General features: G+C 71.8%; 13 protein-coding genes. 3 read left to right on the plus strand and 10 right to left on the minus strand.

Annotated elements, in window-relative coordinates:
• Positions 1 to 20 precede the first annotated feature (20 nt).
• The 8 genes from Pma05_RS06780 to Pma05_RS06815 all read right to left on the minus strand — a co-directional run bounded on the left by Pma05_RS06780 (position 21) and on the right by Pma05_RS06815 (position 11,642).
• Complete coding sequence (locus Pma05_RS06780) at positions 21 to 1,052, minus strand: DUF4331 family protein (RefSeq protein ID WP_203856420.1); 1,032 nt, start codon at positions 1,050 to 1,052, stop codon at positions 21 to 23.
• A gap of 136 nt (positions 1,053 to 1,188) precedes the next feature.
• The gene (locus tag Pma05_RS06785) at positions 1,189 to 2,049 is read right to left on the minus strand and encodes an ABC transporter permease (RefSeq protein WP_203856421.1); all 861 of its coding nucleotides are present in this window, start codon (positions 2,047 to 2,049) and stop codon (positions 1,189 to 1,191) included.
• Positions 2,049 to 3,005 (minus strand): ABC transporter permease, encoded by a 957-nt coding sequence (locus Pma05_RS06790; RefSeq protein WP_239311799.1) that lies wholly within the window; start codon positions 3,003 to 3,005, stop codon positions 2,049 to 2,051. The genes Pma05_RS06785 and Pma05_RS06790 overlap by 1 nt, the downstream gene beginning before the upstream one ends.
• Entirely contained in the window at positions 3,002 to 4,225 is a 1,224-nt protein-coding gene (locus Pma05_RS06795) for an ABC transporter ATP-binding protein (protein WP_203856422.1), read from the minus strand. The genes Pma05_RS06790 and Pma05_RS06795 overlap by 4 nt, the downstream gene beginning before the upstream one ends.
• The gene (locus tag Pma05_RS06800) at positions 4,222 to 5,436 is read right to left on the minus strand and encodes an extracellular solute-binding protein (RefSeq protein ID WP_203856423.1); all 1,215 of its coding nucleotides are present in this window, start codon (positions 5,434 to 5,436) and stop codon (positions 4,222 to 4,224) included. The genes Pma05_RS06795 and Pma05_RS06800 overlap by 4 nt, the downstream gene beginning before the upstream one ends.
• An 84-nt stretch (positions 5,437 to 5,520) precedes the next feature.
• The gene (locus Pma05_RS06805; RefSeq protein WP_203856424.1) at positions 5,521 to 8,604 is read right to left on the minus strand and encodes a glycosyl hydrolase 115 family protein; all 3,084 of its coding nucleotides are present in this window, start codon (positions 8,602 to 8,604) and stop codon (positions 5,521 to 5,523) included.
• Between the two features lie 381 nt (positions 8,605 to 8,985).
• On the minus strand, positions 8,986 to 10,401 hold the full coding sequence (locus Pma05_RS06810; protein ID WP_203856425.1) for an aminopeptidase P family protein: 1,416 nt from the start codon (positions 10,399 to 10,401) through the stop codon (positions 8,986 to 8,988).
• A gap of 317 nt (positions 10,402 to 10,718) precedes the next feature.
• Positions 10,719 to 11,642 carry an oxidoreductase gene (locus Pma05_RS06815; protein WP_203856426.1) on the minus strand — a complete coding sequence of 308 codons (924 nt, stop codon included), beginning with the start codon at positions 11,640 to 11,642 and terminating at the stop codon, positions 10,719 to 10,721.
• Positions 11,643 to 11,744: 102 nt separating this feature from the next.
• On the opposite strand from Pma05_RS06815, the gene Pma05_RS06820 reads away from it, so the two are divergent.
• On the plus strand, positions 11,745 to 12,317 hold the full coding sequence (locus Pma05_RS06820; RefSeq protein ID WP_203856427.1) for a TetR/AcrR family transcriptional regulator: 573 nt from the start codon (positions 11,745 to 11,747) through the stop codon (positions 12,315 to 12,317).
• 18 nt (positions 12,318 to 12,335) lie between these two features.
• Here the strand turns inward: Pma05_RS06820 and Pma05_RS06825 are convergent, their stop codons facing one another.
• Positions 12,336 to 13,172 (minus strand): response regulator, encoded by an 837-nt coding sequence (locus Pma05_RS06825; protein WP_203856428.1) that lies wholly within the window; start codon positions 13,170 to 13,172, stop codon positions 12,336 to 12,338.
• Positions 13,169 to 14,404, minus strand: coding sequence for a sensor histidine kinase (locus Pma05_RS06830; RefSeq protein WP_239311801.1), 1,236 nt, complete (start codon positions 14,402 to 14,404; stop codon positions 13,169 to 13,171). Before Pma05_RS06830 ends, Pma05_RS06825 begins: the two co-directional genes overlap by 4 nt.
• A 167-nt stretch (positions 14,405 to 14,571) precedes the next feature.
• On the opposite strand from Pma05_RS06830, the gene Pma05_RS06835 reads away from it, so the two are divergent.
• Complete coding sequence (locus Pma05_RS06835; protein WP_203856429.1) at positions 14,572 to 15,525, plus strand: ABC transporter ATP-binding protein; 954 nt, start codon at positions 14,572 to 14,574, stop codon at positions 15,523 to 15,525.
• A 1-nt stretch (position 15,526) separates the two neighbouring features.
• Positions 15,527 to 17,137, plus strand: a complete 1,611-nt coding sequence (locus Pma05_RS06840; protein ID WP_203856430.1) for a DUF1349 domain-containing protein — start codon at positions 15,527 to 15,529, stop codon at positions 17,135 to 17,137.
• Positions 17,138 to 17,157: the final 20 nt, after the last annotated feature.

A 17,157-nucleotide genomic window follows, 5' to 3' on the forward strand; every position in this document is an offset into this window, starting at 1 on the left:
CGGTCCAGGTTGAAAAAGGTTCAGCGGGCGGCGACGACGTACGGGAACTGGTCGGTGCGGGCGCCCGCGTTCTGCTGCGCGGTCAGTCCGGCGGTGGTGGCCCGGTTCAGGATCAGCGAGAACATCGTCTCCGGCGCGTTGCAGGCCAGGGTACGGCCGTTGAAACCGTTGAAGCCGTAGTTCGCCGGAGTACCGGTCCGGTACGGCAGCAGGTCCGGCAGCAGGCGGCGGGCGACCTGCTCGCCGTACCCGGGTGGGTCGAGGGAGGTGCCGTTCGCGGCCACCACCCCGGCGACGAGTTGGGCGATCCGCTCTCCGTCGGCGCGGGCGTCGGTCTCCGGGTGGCCCAGGTTGGCGCTGCTGGCCCACTCGGTGTCGACCGGCTGCCGCAGGATCGGCCAGACCATCGGGTGGCCGAAGCGGTTGACCTGGCGCCAGCCGCCCGCGTCGGTGGCGAGCTTGCTGGTGATCCAGGTGCAGATGTCGCGGCCGGTGCCGATCCGTGGATCGTCGTCGGCGATCTCCAGCACGATCGAGTGGATCGTGGTGTCGGCGAAGCTGTTCTTGGCGGCGTCCGACCGCCAGCCGGTCAGGTCCAGCCGGGCGCCGTCCTTGACCGCCGAGTCGATCGCGGCGAGCAGCGTCAGGTCGATGTAGAACGGGTCCACCGCCCGGCCCGCCCAGAGCCGCAGCCCGTTCGGGCCGGAGATCATGCTGTGGGTACGCCCCTCGGCGACCAGGTCCCCGCTCGCAGTGTCGTCCGGCGCCTCCGCACCGGTGAGCACGTGCAGCCGTACCGTCTGTTCGCCACTCTGGTCGGGCTCGTCGAAGCTGAACCGGTAGGTCAGGTTCTCCACCGTGGCACCGTCGAGGTGCACCTTGAACTCGTACCGGGCTTCGGGGTGGAAGCCCTGCTTGGCGTCCTTGCCGGCCGCCGAGCTGTTCAGGTTCATCATCAGGACGGTCCCGCTCTCGCCCGGGAAGACGTACTGGTCGGTCAGGTCGAGCCGGGTGTCCTGGAGGGCGAGCGGGGAGTCGAGGTGATGCGACACGGGTACTCCTGGCGGGCGAGGCAGCTAGGACTTCTGTCTACTAGGTGATTCGCCCCGCTTTCTGGGTTATCGCGAAATTGACCGGCGGCTGTCGCGACCCGGGTCCGAGGCGCCGGTACCCGGGCCGCGACAGGGATCAGTCGACGTCCTCGCGGACCCGGGCGACCAACTGGGTCGGATTGACGAACCGCAGTGCGATCACCAGCAGCACCAGCATCATCGTGGTGTAGATGACCGCCATCGCGTCGATGGACTGCTGGGCCCGGATGCCGGCCGCCGACATCGAGTAGTACAGCGCCACCACCAGGGTCTGGGAGTCCGGCCCGGCGGTGAGGAAGGTCAACTCGAACATCCCGACCGTCCGGACCAGTACCAGGATCGAGGCGGCCAGGATGCCCGGGGTGAGCAGCGGAGCGAGGATCCGGACGAAGATCTGCCGGGTGCCGGCCCCGCACATCCGGGCCGCCCGCTCCACCGCCGGGTCGATCTGCTCGATGAACGGCGTCATGGTGAGGATGACGAACGGCACCGACGGCACCAGGTTGGCGAGTACCACTCCGGAGAGGTGCCCGGCGAAGCCGTACTTGTAGAGCACCGTGGCCAGCGGGATGCCGTAGGTGATCGGCGGCATCAGGATCGGCAGCAGGAACAGCAGGTAGAGCAGCCGCCGGCCGGGGAAGGAGCGACGGGCCAGCACGTACGCGGCGGGCACCCCGACCAGTACCGAGATGCCGACCACCAGCAGCGACACCTCCAGGGTCACCAGCAGCACCTGGAAGAGCCCGAACTCCTGCCAGGACTGGCCGTACCAGCGGGTGGTCCAGCCCTGCGGCAGCCAGGTGTCGTACCAGCGGTCGCCGAAGGAGCTGACCAGCACCGAGCCGATCACGCCGGCCAGGTTGACGAAGAAGAACGCCACCACGCCCCAGATCAGCCAGGCCGCCGGCCGGGCGACCAGGCGACGGCGGCGGGGCGCCGGGGCGGTCACCGCGCCCATCAGCCCTTCCCTCCCGCCGTCGATCCGGTGTAGAGCAGCGCCCGCCAGCCGAGCACGGCCGCGATCACCAGCAGTTCGACCAGCCCCATCAGCACCGCGATGGTGGCGGCCATCGGATAGTCGTACCGGACGTAGGCCGCCTCGTAGGCGGCGATCGAGATCACCCTCGTGGTACCGGCCGGGTCACCGACCAGGATCGCCGACGGGAAGACGCTGAACGCCAGTACGAAGGTGAGGCAGAACGTGGTGGCCAGGCCGGGTGCCAGCAGCGGCAGGGTGATCCGGCGGAACCGTTGCCACCAGCCGGCGCCGAGGGTGGCGGCGGCCCGCTCCAGCGACGGGTCGATCCCCGACAGGTACGACAGCACCAGCAGGAAGGCGAACGGGAAGCCGGTGATGACGATGGAGAAGAACACTCCCCAGTAGTTGTTGGTCAGCCGGACCGGTTCGTCGGCCAACCCGACGCCGAGCAGGATCCGGTTGAACCATCCGGTGGGGCCGAGGAAGTTGAGCAGCCCCTGCGCGGTGAGCACCGTGCCGAGGGTGATCGGCACCACGAGCACGGTCGTGAGCAGCCGTTTCCCCCGGAACCGCCCGCGCATCCGATAGGCGATCGGCACCGACGCGGCGACGTTGAGCAGCGCCGCCGGCAGCGACAGCTTCAACGTCGTCCAGATGGTGTCCCGCTGGTACGGATCGGAGAAGAACTCCTGGTACGCGCCGAACGGCCCACCCTCCGCCGGTTGGAACGACAACCCGACGCCGTACCCGAAGGGATAGACGAAGAGCACCAGGACGAAGAGCGCGGCCGGGGCGAGCAGCAGGAGTTGCCGGTCGATGCCCCGCTCGGCCAACCGGTGCCGCAACGCCACCCGGGCCGGACCCGGCGACCGCCGCTCGGCCGGTCGCTCACCGGTCGGTCCACCGGCCCGGGGCGGGCTCTCGGTGGCCCTCACCGGGAGCCTCCGCCGGCCGGTTCGTCCACGGCCGTCTCGGCGGAGCTGTCCGGTGCCGCCTCGACCGGCGCGTCCGTCGACGACCCGGCCACCACGTCCGGCGCCGGTCCGTCGCCGGACTGCCCGGACTGCTCGGACTGCCCGGACTGCTCGGACTGCTCGGCCGGCTCGGTCAGCGGGAAGACCAGCAGTCGGGCCGGATCGACCCCGATCCCGATCCGGTCACCCAGTGCCGGACGCTGGTCGGTACGCAGGTTGAACTGCACCCCCTCGGCGGTACGCGCCTCGACCGCCACCTCCCGCCCCTGGTATTCCACCACCTCCACAGTGGCCGGTACGCTCTCGTCCGGCCCGGTGATCCGCAGGTCCTCGGGGCGTACCCCGGCGATCACCTCGGCACCGGCGGAGACCGGCCCGACCGGGGTGCCGACCAGCCGCATGCCCTGGCCGGTCACCACCACCTCCGGGCCGCCACCGGACTCGGCCCGCAGCCGCAGCAGGTTGCGGTAGCCCATGAAGTCGGCGACGTGCCAGTTCGCCGGTCGGGTGTGCAGCTCCTCCGGGGTGCCGATCTGCTGCACCCGTCCCTCGCGCAACACCACCAGCCGGTCGGCCAGGGAGAGCGCCTCCTCCTGGTCGTGCGTGACGTAGACCGTGGTCAGCCCGAGCGACTGGTGCAACCGCCGGATCTCGGTACGCATCTCCAGCCGCAGCTTCGCGTCCAGGTTGGACAGTGGCTCGTCCATCAACACCAGCGCCGGTTCCAGCACCACCGCCCGGGCGATGGCGACCCGCTGCTGCTGTCCGCCGGAGAGCTGTCCGGGCAGCTTGCCGGCGTGCTCCTCCAGCCGGACCAGCCGGATCGCCTCCTCGGTACGCCGCCGGACCTCGGCCCGGGGCAGCCGGCGCATCTGGAGGCCGAACGCGACGTTGCGGCGTACCGACATGTGCGGGAAGAGGGCGTAGTTCTGGAACACCATGCCGAAGCCGCGCTTCTCGGCCGGTACGGTGTCGAGCCGGGTCTCGTCGGACCAGATGCTGCCCCGGGTCAGCGGGAGCAGGCCGGCGAGGCAGTTCAGCGCGGTGGACTTGCCGCAGCCGGACGGCCCGAGCAGGGCGATGAACTCCCCGCGCCGGACCGTCAGGCTCAGCTCGGTCAGCGCGTCATGACCGGCGAAGCTCCGCGTCACGCCCTCCAACCGCAACTCGGCGAAGCTCACTTGCTCACCTTCGCGCCGCCGATCTCGCGGTCCCACCGGTTGAACGCCTCGACCAGCGCCTTGGCGTCGAGCGGCACCTCCAGCGGGTTGTTCGCGATCAGTTGCTCGTATTCCGGGCGCCCGTACTTCTCGATCGCCTCGCGGCTGGCCTGCGGCGCCATCGACAGCGGTACGTCCCTGATTGCCGGCCCGGGATAGAAGTAGCCCTGGTCGTACGCCTTGGCCTGCTGTTCCGGCGTCAGCATGTGGTTGAGCAGGGCGAGGATGGCGGCCTGCTTGTCCGTCGAGACTCCCTTCGGGACGACCGCGTAGTGCGCGTCGGTGACCCAGTGGAAGCCCTCCAGCGTGCCGACCTTCGCCTCCTCGGGCACGGTGCCCAGTACCCGTGGATTGATGTCCCAGCCGGTGGTCGAGACGATGATCTTCGCCGACCCGTTGGCCAGGTTCTTCATCGTCTCGCCGGTGCCGGACGGATAGAGCCGGACATACTTGTTCAGCTCGGCGAGGTACGCCCAGGTCTTCGCCCAGCCGTTCACCGGGTCCTTCGGGTTCGAGTCGCCGAGCAGGTACGGCAGGCCCATCAGGAAGGTGCGGCCGGGACCGGAGTTGGACGGGCGGGCGTACTGCACCGCCCCGGGGTTGGCCTTGGCGTAGTCGAGCAGCGCCTGCGCCGAGGTCGGCGGGTTGGACACCTTCGACGGCAGGTATTCGATCAGCGGCCCGGACGGGTAGTAGGTGATCGTCACCCCGTGGTCGCCGGCCAGCTTCTGCATCGCCGCCGCACCCGGCAGGTAGTTCGCCATTCCCGGCAGCCGGCCGGCGTGGGTGGGCAGCAGCGGGGTCCAGAGGTCCTGGTCGATGCCGGCGGCCAGCCCGTCCACCCCGGTCAGCACCAGGTCGATCTCGACCCGGTTCGCGTCCTGCTGGGCCTTGACCTTGCCGACCAGTTCCGGCGAGGGCGACTTCGAGTACGTCACCCGCGACACCGTGTCGGAGTTCTTCGCGACGAAGTCGTCGATCATCGTCTGGGTGAGTTGCAGGTTGCCGGCGACGTCGAGGATGTTGAGTACGACCGGCGAGCCGGGCTTCTCCGGCACCGCGCCCCCGGTCGGTCCGGGCCCGGCGGTCTCCGGGGCACCGCAGGCGGCGGCGACCAGGCTCAGCGCGGTCAGGGCCGTGGCGGCGAACAGCCGGCGTTGGCTTCGACGCATGGGCATTCCTCTCTCTCGATGCGGCGATCCTATGATGTCGCGCTTTGGGCCTGATGTCGTCCAGTGAACCTTTTTCAGCTCCCCTCAGTCGCCGATCCGCCGGCTCTCCGGCGGACCGAGATAGCTGTACGGGAGTTCGGCGGTCTCCACCACGAGCTGCTGCACCACGACGGTCGGGTCGACCATCCAGAACGTCAGCGTGTGTACCCCCGGCGCGTCGACGGTGTGTGTGGTGGTCGTGACGTTGACGTTCTGCGAGGTGTTCCGCTCCCACTGCCGGTTCATCGAGGTGTCGTTCGCCCCGGTGCTGGTGCTGACGTTGACGACCTGCGGCGCGGCACCGTCGATCGAGACGGCGTAGCGCAGCCCCTCGGTCGGCAGCACGTTGTTGCGCGGCGACAGATACGCCGACACCTTCACCGGGCCGGCCGAGGTCAGCGTCAGCTCGTACTCCAGGCGCGGGCTGTCCCCGCCCGGCGTCCGGCTGGCGGCGGTGACCGGGAACGGGGTCAGCCCGTCACCGGTCCGGCCGAGGTCCGGAATCCGCTTCCACCGCACTCCGCCGCTCTGCACCGCCCGGGTGTAGTTGCCGGCCGGGATCGAGACGTAGCCGTTCGCCTCGACGTGCCCCCTCGGCCGCAGACCCTGCGGGTTGTCCACATTGGCCTGCACGACCACACTGGCGCCATCCGGGCCGGTGACCGTGATCGGCACCGTGCTGCTGCCGGACGGCGCGTGCCGCCAGTCGACCCGGACCTCGATCCGGACCTGGTCGGTGACCCGACCGCCGCTGTGGCTCAGCTTCAACCAGGGCACGCCGGCCCGGACCGTGTAGTCGAACGGCACCGAACCCCGGTTGAAGACTTCGAGGTACTGCCCCGGCTGGCTCTGGTACGGGCTGAACGTCGGCAGTACCGCCGCACCGGGCTCGGCCGGCCAGTATTTGTCCGAGCCGTCGACCGCGACGCCCAGCTCGGCGGTGGCCGGCAGCTCGATCCGGCGCAGGTGCGGATAGAAGGCGTCCGGCAGCGCCTGGTTGTTCAGTTCGGGCTGCTGCCAGGGCGCGTTCGGGCCGTAGCGCGCGATGTCGCCGTACCCGATCTTGGGTTGGGTCTGGAAGCCCCGCCACTTCCCGCCGGCCAGCGTCGTGTTGTAGTAGTCGGACATCGCCTGGTCGGCGTCGAACCGCTGCTCGGCGAGGTCGGCCAGCGCGTTGGTGGCGGCCCGGCCCTGGGCCGCGTAGAGCAGGTTGGTGAACTGCGCCTCGCGCAGCGCGTAGAGGTTCGCCGTCGCCGCCACCTGGTAGTGCACGAGCTGGTAGTAGGCGTCGTCGTAGCCGTCCGGCAGCCTCGCCCGGACCCGTTCGGCCCGCTCGGCCAGCTCCGCCCACTCCCGCACCACCCGGCGCATCTCCTGGTAGGCGGTCAGGCTGTATGGATTCGTGTCGGTGTAGACCACCGCCGAGGAGTCGTTCGCCGGGTTCTTCGCCGGGTCCAGGGTGATCCGGCGGTTCAGCAGCTCCGGCTTGCGTCGCGCCTGGAGCTGGCCGTACTCGTGCAGGATCTCGCCGATCTCCCCGGCGTGGCGCTCGGGAAAGTTCTGCGCCGCGTACGCCCGCTGCCAGTCGTCGAGCTTCTCGATCGGGATGCTCGACGGATCCCAGGCGTAGTCGAGGAAGAGTTGCAGTGGCAGTTCCTCGTTCTTCAGGTCACCGACGTTGACCACCCAGAGCCGGTCCACGCCGTACTGGTAGCTCAGGTGGAGCTGCTCCCAGGTGCTGGCCAGGTTGATGGTGTCGACCCACTTGTAGTTCCGGCCGCCGCCGACGTAGTCGAAGTGGTAATACATGCCGTAGCCGCCGGAGCGGGCCGGCAGGCTCTGGTCCGGCAACTTCCGCATGTTGCCCCAGTTGTCGTCGCAGAAGACCACCGTGACGTCGTCCGGCGGGCGCATGCCCCGGTCCCAGTAGCGCTGCACCTCCTTGTAGAGGGTGAAGACCTGCGGGATCGCGGTCAGCTCCCGGCCGCTGGACTCGGCCAGGATCTGCCGTTGGCTGGCGATGATGCTCTCCATCAGTTCGATCCCGTCGCCGTCGGGCAGGCTGACGTCGCCGTTGCCGCGCATGCCGAGGGTGACCACGCCCTCGAAGTCCTGCTCCGCCATCCGCTCGACGCCGTCCCGCCAGTACTCCCGCAACGCCGTGGAGTTGCGCCGGAAGCTCCACTCGCCGGTTCCGCCGTACGGGTCGGTGCCGCCCCGGGCGTGCCGGTTCCACTCCTCGATGCCGCGCATCATCGGCGCCTCGTGCGAGGTCCCCATCACCACGCCGTACTCCTTGGCGGTGGCGTGGTTGGCCGGGTCGTCCTCGGCGAAGGCGCGGCCCCAGACCGCCGGCCAGAGGTAGTTCGCCTTCAGCCGGAGCATGGTCTCGAAGACCCTGGCGTAGAAGTGCCGGTTGAAGCCGCCCGGATAGCCGGGGGCCAGGCCGGGGCCGAAGAAGTTCGGTGCCCAGGTGCCGAGCGCCGGGTTCTCGTCGTTGATGAAGAAGCCCCGGTACCTCACCGCCGGGGTGCCCTGGCTGTGCCGGCCGGGCAGCACGTGCAGTTCGGCGCTGTGCCGGGCCGGCGCGTCGTCCCACCAGTACCAGGGCGAGACGCCGATCTGCTTCGACACCTCGTACGCCCCGAAGATGGTGCCGCGCTGGTCGCTGCCGGCGATCACGAAGGCGCGACGGACCCCGGGCAGCGGGTTGGAGACGATCTGCTGGAGCGAGGTCTCCCACCTGCCGGCGATGCCGTGCACGTCGAGCTTGCCGGCGGCGATCAGCCGGTCGATCAGCGGACTCTTTCCGATGGTGCCGACCAGCACCACCTCGCCCCGGCTCGGCACCTGGTCGGTGGCGAACGCCGGTCGTACCCCGGTGACCCGCTCGACGTCGGTCCGCAGGTCACCGACTGCCCGGACCACTCCGGGATGGTCGCTGGCGCTGACCACCAGCGTCGCGGCCCGACCCCGCTCGACCAGCGGCAGGCTGCCCGGCGTCGACCGGGTGGAGACGAAGCCGGCGGGATCGCGCCCGACCTCCCGGCCGCCGGAGCCGGAGGCGGCGGCGGGTGAGGCGGCGAGGCCGGGGGCGGCCGTGACGGCGAGGGTCGACGACAGCAGCATTCGCCAGACCTTCCGACTGGTGGATCGACGGGGGACGGGTGCCGGTGTACCGGCGACGGTGGTCGATCTGCTCATTCCGCGCTCCGGACCGTAAGGAGGTGGGCATGACCGGGCGGTGCCTGCGAAACTTTTCGGAAGTGTTCCGGAAAGGAAATCTAAACAGGTATCGATGCCCGGTCAAGGGCACGTGATCCGAGAAGGCGGCGAATACGGGTACGAAGCGAAGTCGCCGATAGGCGATCGGTTACCCGAGCGATCGGGCGGCGCCGAAAAGCGCCGCTAATGCCAGTGACATGTTTCAGTGGTATCCCGGTCGGCCCGGCGCCATTCGTCCGGGCGGTAACCGGAGCAGCCGGTTGGCGCCGCCGCGCTCCTTCGGCCTCAGTCGGCCAGCCGGGCCATCCAGCTCTCGACATCGTCGGCGGTACGCGGCAGCGCGACCGACAGGTTCTGGCTGCCGTCCTCGGTGACCAGCAGGTCCTCCTCGATCCGCATCCCCAGCCCGCGCAGCTCGGCCGGCACCAACTCGTCGTTCGGCTGGAAGTAGAGTCCCGGCTCGACGGTCAGCACCATGCCGGCCTGCAACTCGCCCTCGACGTACCGGGCGGTGGTGGCCCGCGCACAGTCGTGCACGTCCAGCCCGAGCATGTGCCCCGAGCCGCAGAGCGTCCAGCGGCGGTAGAGCTGCCGCTCCGGATCCAGCGCCTCGTCGACGGAGCAGCGCAGCAGGCCCAGGTCGACCAGACCGGCGGCGAAGACCGCCATCGCCGCCCAGTGGTAGTCCCGGAACATCGCCCCGGGCCGGAGCTGCCCGATCGCCGCGTCGTTCGCCCGGCGGACCAGTTCGTAGACGTCCCGCTGGAGCGGGCTGAACCGGCCGTCGACCGGGAGCACCCGGGTGATGTCCGCGGTGTACCGGGTGCCGACCTCGACCCCGGCGTCCAGCAGCAGCAACTGGCCGGGGCGTACCGGACCGGTGTTGCGGTTCCAGTGCAGTACCGCCGCGTGCCCGCCGGCCGCCACGATCGGCTGGTAGCCGACCTCCTCGCCGTCGGACCGGGCCCGCCGGGCGAAGGTGCCCTCCAGCCACCGTTCACCGCCGCCGGCCAGCGCCGCCGGCAGTGCCCGTACCACGTCCTCGAAGCCGCGTACGGTGACGTCGACGGCGTGCTGAAGCTGCCCGACCTCCCACTCGTCCTTCACCAGCCGCAGGTCGGCCAGGGCCACCGCGAGATCGGCGTCGGCCACTGGATCCGTCACCGGCACCAGTGCGTCCACGGCCGGATCGACCGTCCTCAGTAGCCGGGCCCGGCCGGCCGAGCCGAGTGTCCCGGCCAGCTCGCCGATCGGGCGGCAGCGGATCTCCAGCGCCTCGCCCAGGGTGGCCAGGTCGGCCCGGGGACCGTTCCAGACGATGCCGGCGTTCCGGTCGGTCCAGTACGCGGCCGTGCCGGGCCGGGGCGGCTCGTCGGTGTAGAGCGTCGCCTCGCCGGCCGGATCCAACACCAGGACGCCGCCCCGGTCTCCGTCCCCGGTCAGCCAGGTGTAGTCGGAGCCGGGCCGGAACCGGAAGAACTGGTCGTTGCTGCGTACCGGTGCGCCGCCCGCCGGCACCACCAGGTGCTCGCCGGGGAACATCCCGGCCAGCCGGGCCCGCCGTTTCGCCGCCCAGCCGGCCACCCCGGGATCCGCCCGGACCGGCGCCTCGGTCGGCGCCCAGCCGCCGAGCATGAACTCCGCGAGCGCCGGGGGCACCGGCAGGTCGTGACTACTGGTGGCGGGGACACGCTCGGACATCCGTGGCCTTTCACCGAGAGGGACCGGCATTTCGGGTACCGGTCCTCACTTTCCCGGGCGGGTCGGCCCGGCCGCAAGACCGCGCGGAAAACTCCTACGGGCGTACCGCCGGCCCCGCCGGGGGTTCCGGCAGATGTCCGAAGACAGGCCGCCGGCAGCCGGTCGCGGAACGGTGTGCGGACAGGCCGACGGCAGCCGGTCGGGGTACTTCCGCGAAGATCCGACCGGCCACGCCGGTCCGGGCACGCCGGTCCGGGCGCGATGCGGTTCGGGAACGCGGATCAGTACGGGGACGCGGTGCGGTTCGGGAACGCGGATCAGTTCGGGAAGGCGTAGTCGACCCGGGTCCGGCGGACCGAGAGGTCCCAGAGTTGGCGGCCGGTCTCCGGGTCGTCGGCGTGCTCCGGCAGCCGTACCAGGCCGGGTGCGCCACGGCTCTCGCCCCGCCCGGTCGGCCCGATGTACTCGCCGCCGGTCAGTCCCGCGTGGGTGGCTGCGTAGAGCGACGGCAGGGCGGCTCGGTCGGTGCTCTGGAACAGGAAGGGCCGGAGCAGGACGTTGGCCGCCGCCAGGACGCGCGGGGCCTCCCGGGCGATCCCGGTCGGGCTCACCCCGGGGTGTGCGGCCACCGCCACGAGGCCGGTGCCGGCGGCCCGTCGGGCGAGTTCCCGGGTGAAGACGACGTTGGCGAACTTCGACATCGCGTACGCCCGCATCGGCCGGTACGTCTGCTCGCTGTCGACGTCCACCAGTTCGGCCGAGCGCCAGCGGGCGGCGATCGCGCTCACCGTGACGACCCGGGCCGCCCCGGATCTGAGCAGCGCGGGCAGCAGGTGGCCGGTGAGCGCGAAGTGCCCGAGGTGGTTGGTGCCGAAGGTCAGCTCGAACCCGTCCCGGGTGGTACGCCGCTGCGGGATGGCCATCACCCCGGCGTTGTTGAACAGCAGGTCGAGTGGTCGACCGCTGGCGAGTACGCCGGCCGCCGCCGTGCTGATCGAGTCGAGGTCGGCCAGGTCCAGCCGGCGTACCTCCAGGGAGGCGCCGGGCGTCTCGGCCCGGATCGCGGCGGCGGCCTCGGCCAGTCGGGCCTCGTCCCGACCGCCCATGATCACGGTTGCCCCGGCCCGGGCCAGCGCCCGGCAGGTCTCGTAGCCCACCCCGCTGTTCGCGCCCGTCACCAGGGCGGTCCGGCCGTCCTGCCCCGGCATGTCCGCTGCGCTCCACCCGGCTGTCCCGGCCATCGTCGTCACCTCTCAAATGAATGTTCATTCAATAGCTCGCCCCAGTGAAGCAGCGGCGGTCGGAAGTTGTCAACTGAACGTTCACCCAATAAGGTTCGGGCCGTGGTGCGGACCCGCGAACCGGAGGTCAAGCGGCGGCAACTGATCGAGGCCGCGCTGGCCGAGTTCGCCGCGCGTGGGCTCGCCGGGGCCCGGATCGACCGGATCGCCAGCCGGGCCGGATGCAGCGCCGGCCTGGTCTACACCTACTTCGGCAGCAAGGACGACCTCTTCGACGCCGTCTTCGACGCGATCGTCGGGCAGGCACTTACCGAGACCCCGATCACCCCGGAAGACCTGCCCGACTATGCCGGCCGGCTCTTCGACGCCACCGAGGCGTATCCGGACGTGGCCCGGATCGCCACCTGGTACCGGCTCGAACGGGTCGACACCGGGCGGTCCATCCCGGCCATCACCGAGGCCGGCAAGGCCAAGGCGGAAGCCATCCGGGCGGCCCAGCGGGACGGTCTCGTCTCGGACCGGTTCGACGCCGAACAGTTGCTCGCCCTGGTGCTTACCCTGGCGACCATGTGGTCCACGCTCTCGATCGAGACCGCCGAGCTGTCCGGCACCGACCGGGACCACCGCCGGGCAACCGTGGTCGACGCCGTCCGCCGACTCGTCGAGCCCGGCTGAGCCGCTGGCGCCGACCGCTCAGCGGGCACTCCTCGGCACCACCAGACCCGACTCGTACGCGGTGACCACCGCCTGGGTACGGTCCCGCAGCCGCAGCTTGCCGAGTACCCGACTGACGTGCGTCTTCACCGTCTCCTCGCTGATCACCAGCCGCTGCGCGATCTCCGTGTTGGAGAGTCCCTCGGCGACCAGTCGGAGCACGGCGGTCTCCCGTGGGGTCAGCGCGTCGAGCAGGGTGGCCCGCTGTGGTGGCCGGGGGCGCAGCCGGGCGAACTCGCCGATGAGCCGTCGGGTCACGGCCGGCGCGATCAGCGCGTCCCCGGCCGCGACCACCCGTACGGCGTCGAAGAGCCGCTCGGCGGTCACCTCCTTGAGCAGGAAGCCGCTGGCACCGGCGCAGAGCGCGTCGTAGACGTACTCGTCGAGGTCGAAGGTGGTGAGCATGATGATCCGGGGCGGTCGTCCGGCCGGCTCGCCGCCACCGCCCGGGGCGGTCACACCGCTGGCGGCGGTCGCGCCGGTTGTCCCGGTCACGCCGGTAGTTCTGGTCACGCCGGTAGTCCTGGTCGCGTTGGTTGGCTCGGCCGCGCCGGTGAACTCGGAGCCGTCGGCGATCAGCCGGGTCGCCTCGATGCCGTCCATCACCGGCATCCGGACGTCCATCAGTACCACGTCGGGTCGGCTCTCCCGGCAGATCCGGACCGCCTCGGCGCCGTCTGCCGCACTGCCCACCACGGCGAAGTCCGGCTGGGTGCCGAGCAGCGCGCCGAAACCGGCCCGGACCACCTCCTGGTCGTCCACGACCAGCACCCGGATCCGCCCAGGCACCACCGAGTCCACGCCCGGACCGGTCATGCCGGGCTCCTCGGTGCCGGAGCGGCGGCGGTGGCCGGCATCGGGTCCGGAAACGGCAGGGTGGCGCGGACCAGGAATCCGCTGACCGGCGCCGGTCCGACGGTCAGGGTGCCGCCGACCATCGCCGCCCGCTCGCGCATCCCGACCAGGCCGTGCCCGTGGGGACTTCCACCGACCGGCCCCGGACCGTTGTCCCGGATGCTGAGCCGCAGCGCGTCCTCGGTGTAGTGCAGTACGACGTCGACGGCGGCGCCCGGTGCGTGCCGGCGGGCGTTGGTCAGCGCCTCCTGGGTGATCCGGTACGCGGTCAGTTCGATCCCCGGGTCCAGCGGGACGACCCGGCCGTGCACGATCAACCGGGCGGCGGCACCGGTCGACGCCCGGGCCTCGTCCAGCAGGTCGTTGAGCTGGTGCAGCCCCGGTTGCGGACGGCGGGTCGGCGCGCCCTCGGCGTCCGACCGGAGCACCCCGAGCAGCCGACGCATCTCGGTCAGCGCCGTGCGGGCCGTCTCGGCGATCGCGACCAGTCGCCGGGCCCCCTCGGCCGGCAGGCCGGGCGTGGTCAGCCGGGCGGTCTCCGCCTGTACCGCGATCATCGAGATGTGGTGCGCGACCACGTCGTGCAGTTCCCGGGCGATCCGGGCCCGCTCGCCCCGGGCCACGTGCTCCAGCAGGGTGTCCTCGATGACCCGGCGGGAGGCGGCCCGCGCGGCTGCCTCCCGGCGCAGCCGGCGGGCCACCCCGGCGCCGAGCGCCACCGTGGCGGCGGCGGCCAGCAGCACGGCGAAGAGCCGGCCACCGCCGGGCGTACCGTCGGGCTGGCGGCTGAACGACCACAGTGGACCGAACAGTGGGTAGCCGGCGAACGGCAGCGCCAACGGCACGGCGATCCACCGGGACCGGCCCCGGCCCACCAGGTACAGGACCGCGAGCTGGGCGACCAGCGCGGCGCCGGTCGGCCGCCCGACGCCGGCCAGGTTCAGCGAGGTGGCCACCGTCGTGGTCACCGCCGCGACCACCAGATGGGTACGCGCCAGCGCCAGCGGCACGGTTCCGCAGAGTCCGAGCAGCAGTGCCATCGACACGGTCGGCCCGGAGGCGGCCGGTCGCAGGGCCACCTCGACCATCGCCAGCAGCCCGAGCAGCAGACCGGCGGCGGTCGGCCACTCGGGCGCTCCGGTCACCCGCCGGCCGGCGGCTACCGCCCGTTCGATCATGATCGGCTGGCCCACACAGGTCATTGTCGCCGGAGCCGGGCCGGTCCGGCGTCGGCCGGGTCGGCGGTTGCCGCCTCCCCCGCAGGAGCTACCCCCGGCCGGCCCGTCACCCCTGATGGGAGCGGCGAAGACTGCTCCTCGGCGTGACGACCGCCGGGCCGCCGGCTCCGTAACCTCGCGGCATGGAAGCAACCATCGAGGCCCGGGGCCTGCGCAAGCGGTACGGCGCCACGGTCGCCGTGCACGATCTGTCGTTCACCGTCCCAGCCGGACGGGTCACCGGTTTCGTCGGGCCCAACGGGGCCGGCAAGTCCACCACGATGCGGATGATCCTCGGGCTGGACGCCCCGGACGGGGGTACCGCACTGGTCGGTGGACGCCCCTACCACGCGCTGCGTACGCCGCTGCGCGAGGTCGGGGCGTTGCTGGACGCGGGAGCGGTGCACCCGGGACGGCGGGCCCGGGACCACCTGCTCTGGATGGCGCACTCGAACGGCCTGCCGACCCGCCGGGTCGACGAGGTGATCGAGCAGGTCGGCCTGGGCGGTGCGGCCCGGCGCCGGGCCGGCGGCTTCTCCCTCGGCATGCGGCAGCGGCTGGGCATCGCCGCCGCGCTGCTCGGCGACCCGCCGGTGCTGCTCTTCGACGAGCCGGTCAACGGGCTCGACCCGGAGGGCATCCGGTGGATCCGTGGCCTGCTCCGGTCGCTGGCCGCGCAGGGCCGGGCGGTACTCGTCTCCAGTCACCTGATGGGCGAACTGGAGGGCAGCGCCGACCACCTGCTGGTGATCGGCCGGGGACGGCTGATCGCCGACACCAGCGTGGCGGCCCTGCTCGCCACCGCCTCCGGCGACCGGGTGGCGCTGCGGACGTCCCGACGCGCCGAGGCGATGGAGGTACTCGCCAACGCCGGTGCCACGGTGGCGGCGATCGACGCCGAGACGGTCACCGTCTCCGGGCTGCCCGCGGAGCGGGTCGTCGCGCTGCTCACCGCCCGCGCGCTGGCCTTCTCCGAGGTGGTCGCGCACCGGGCCACGCTGGAGGAGGCGTACCTGGAACTCACCGGGAACGCGGCCGAGTTCACCGCCACGGCGGACCCGGCCGAGTTCACCGCCACGGCCGGCCGGGAGGCGTGAGATGACCACCACGACGACACCGCCCGGAACGGGTCTGGGCACGTCCGGCAGCCGCCTCGGCGCCCCCGGCTTCGGTCGGCTGGTCCGGGCCGAGTGGACCAAGCTGCGGTCGGTACCTCGATGGGGGCTGATCATGCTGGCGGCGGTCGGCCTGACGATCCTGGTCTCGCTGCTCAGCGCGTCCGGCAGCTCGTTCCAGGCGAACCTGGTGGCTCCGCCGCCGACCGGCCCGGAGGGCGGGCAGGTGACGGACACCTTCCGGTTCGTGCACCAACCGTTGAGCGGCGACGGCACGATCACCGCCCGGGTCAGGGGGCTGGCCGCGATCGAGGGCCCGAACCATCCGTGGGCCAAGGCCGGCATCATGGTCAAGGACGGCACCACGCCCGGCGCCCGGTACGCGGCGATGCTGTTCACCCCCGGCCACGGGGTCCGCTGGCAGACCAACTTCGTGGTGGACGAGGCCGGAAGCATCGCCAGCGGCGAGCCCTGGCTCCGGCTGACCCGCACGGGCGACACCGTCACCGGGTACGAGTCGACGGACGGCACCGACTGGCGCGAGGCCGGCAGCGTCGAGCTGACCGGGCTGCCGGCCACGGCCGAGGTGGGGATCTTCGTCGCCTCGCCGCCCTCTGACCGGGTCGAGCGGCAGTTCAACGGCACGTCGGTGACCTCCCGCCCCACCTGGAGCACGGCCCGGTTCGACAATGTCGGCGTTCGGCCGGCCAGCGGGCAGCAGCCGGCGACCTGGACCGACGAGGCGATCGGGATGGTCGAGCAGGCCAAGCCCAACGCGCCCGGTGCCGGTCGGGTCGCCCCGGTCGCTCCGGACGCGCCGGCCGGGCTCGACGGCCCGGGCGTACCGCCGGCCGCCCTGCTCAGCGGTGTCCCGGACGCCACCGGGGCCAGTACGGTGACCGGCACCGGCGACGTCGCGCCGCGCGCGGTCGACGAGGACCTGACCCGGATGAGCCTGAGCGGGGCACTGATCGGACTCATGCCGATCGTCGCACTCGGGGCACTGTTCATCACCGCCGAGTACCGCCGGGGCATGATCCGGACCACCTTCGCGGCGAGCCCCCGCCGGGGCCGGGTGGTGCTGGCCAAGGCGGTGGTGGTGGCGGGCGTGACGTTCGCGGTCGGCCTCGTCACCTGTGTCACCGCGTTCCTGGTCACCCAGCCCAGCCAGCGGGACAGCGGGTTCGTGCCACCGCTCTTCCCGGACCGGTCGCTGACCGACTGGCCGGTGGCCCGGGCGGTGCTCGGCACCGCGCTGGTGCTGGCCCTGGTCGCGGTCTTCAGTCTGGCGCTCGGCGCGATCCTGCGGCGCAGCGCCGGGGCGATCACGGTGGTCGTACTGCTGATGGTGCTGCCGCAGATGGTCGCCGGTGCGCTGCCGCTGACCGCCGCGCGGTGGATGATGCGGCTGCTGCCGTCCGCCGGCTTCTCGATCCAGCAGACGAATCCCCGGTACGAGCACGTCTCCACGGTGTGCCTGCCGGAGACCGGCTGCATGCCGGACAGCCCCTGGCTGGGCGTGGCGGTGCTCGCCGGGTACGTCGTCGTGGCGGTGGCCGCCGCCTGCTGGCTGGTCCGGCGGCGGGACGCATGACCGGGTACGACGCGCGAGCG

It is taken from the genome of Plantactinospora mayteni (assembly GCF_016862935.1).
In the GTDB taxonomy this organism is placed as follows: domain Bacteria; phylum Actinomycetota; class Actinomycetes; order Mycobacteriales; family Micromonosporaceae; genus Plantactinospora; species Plantactinospora mayteni.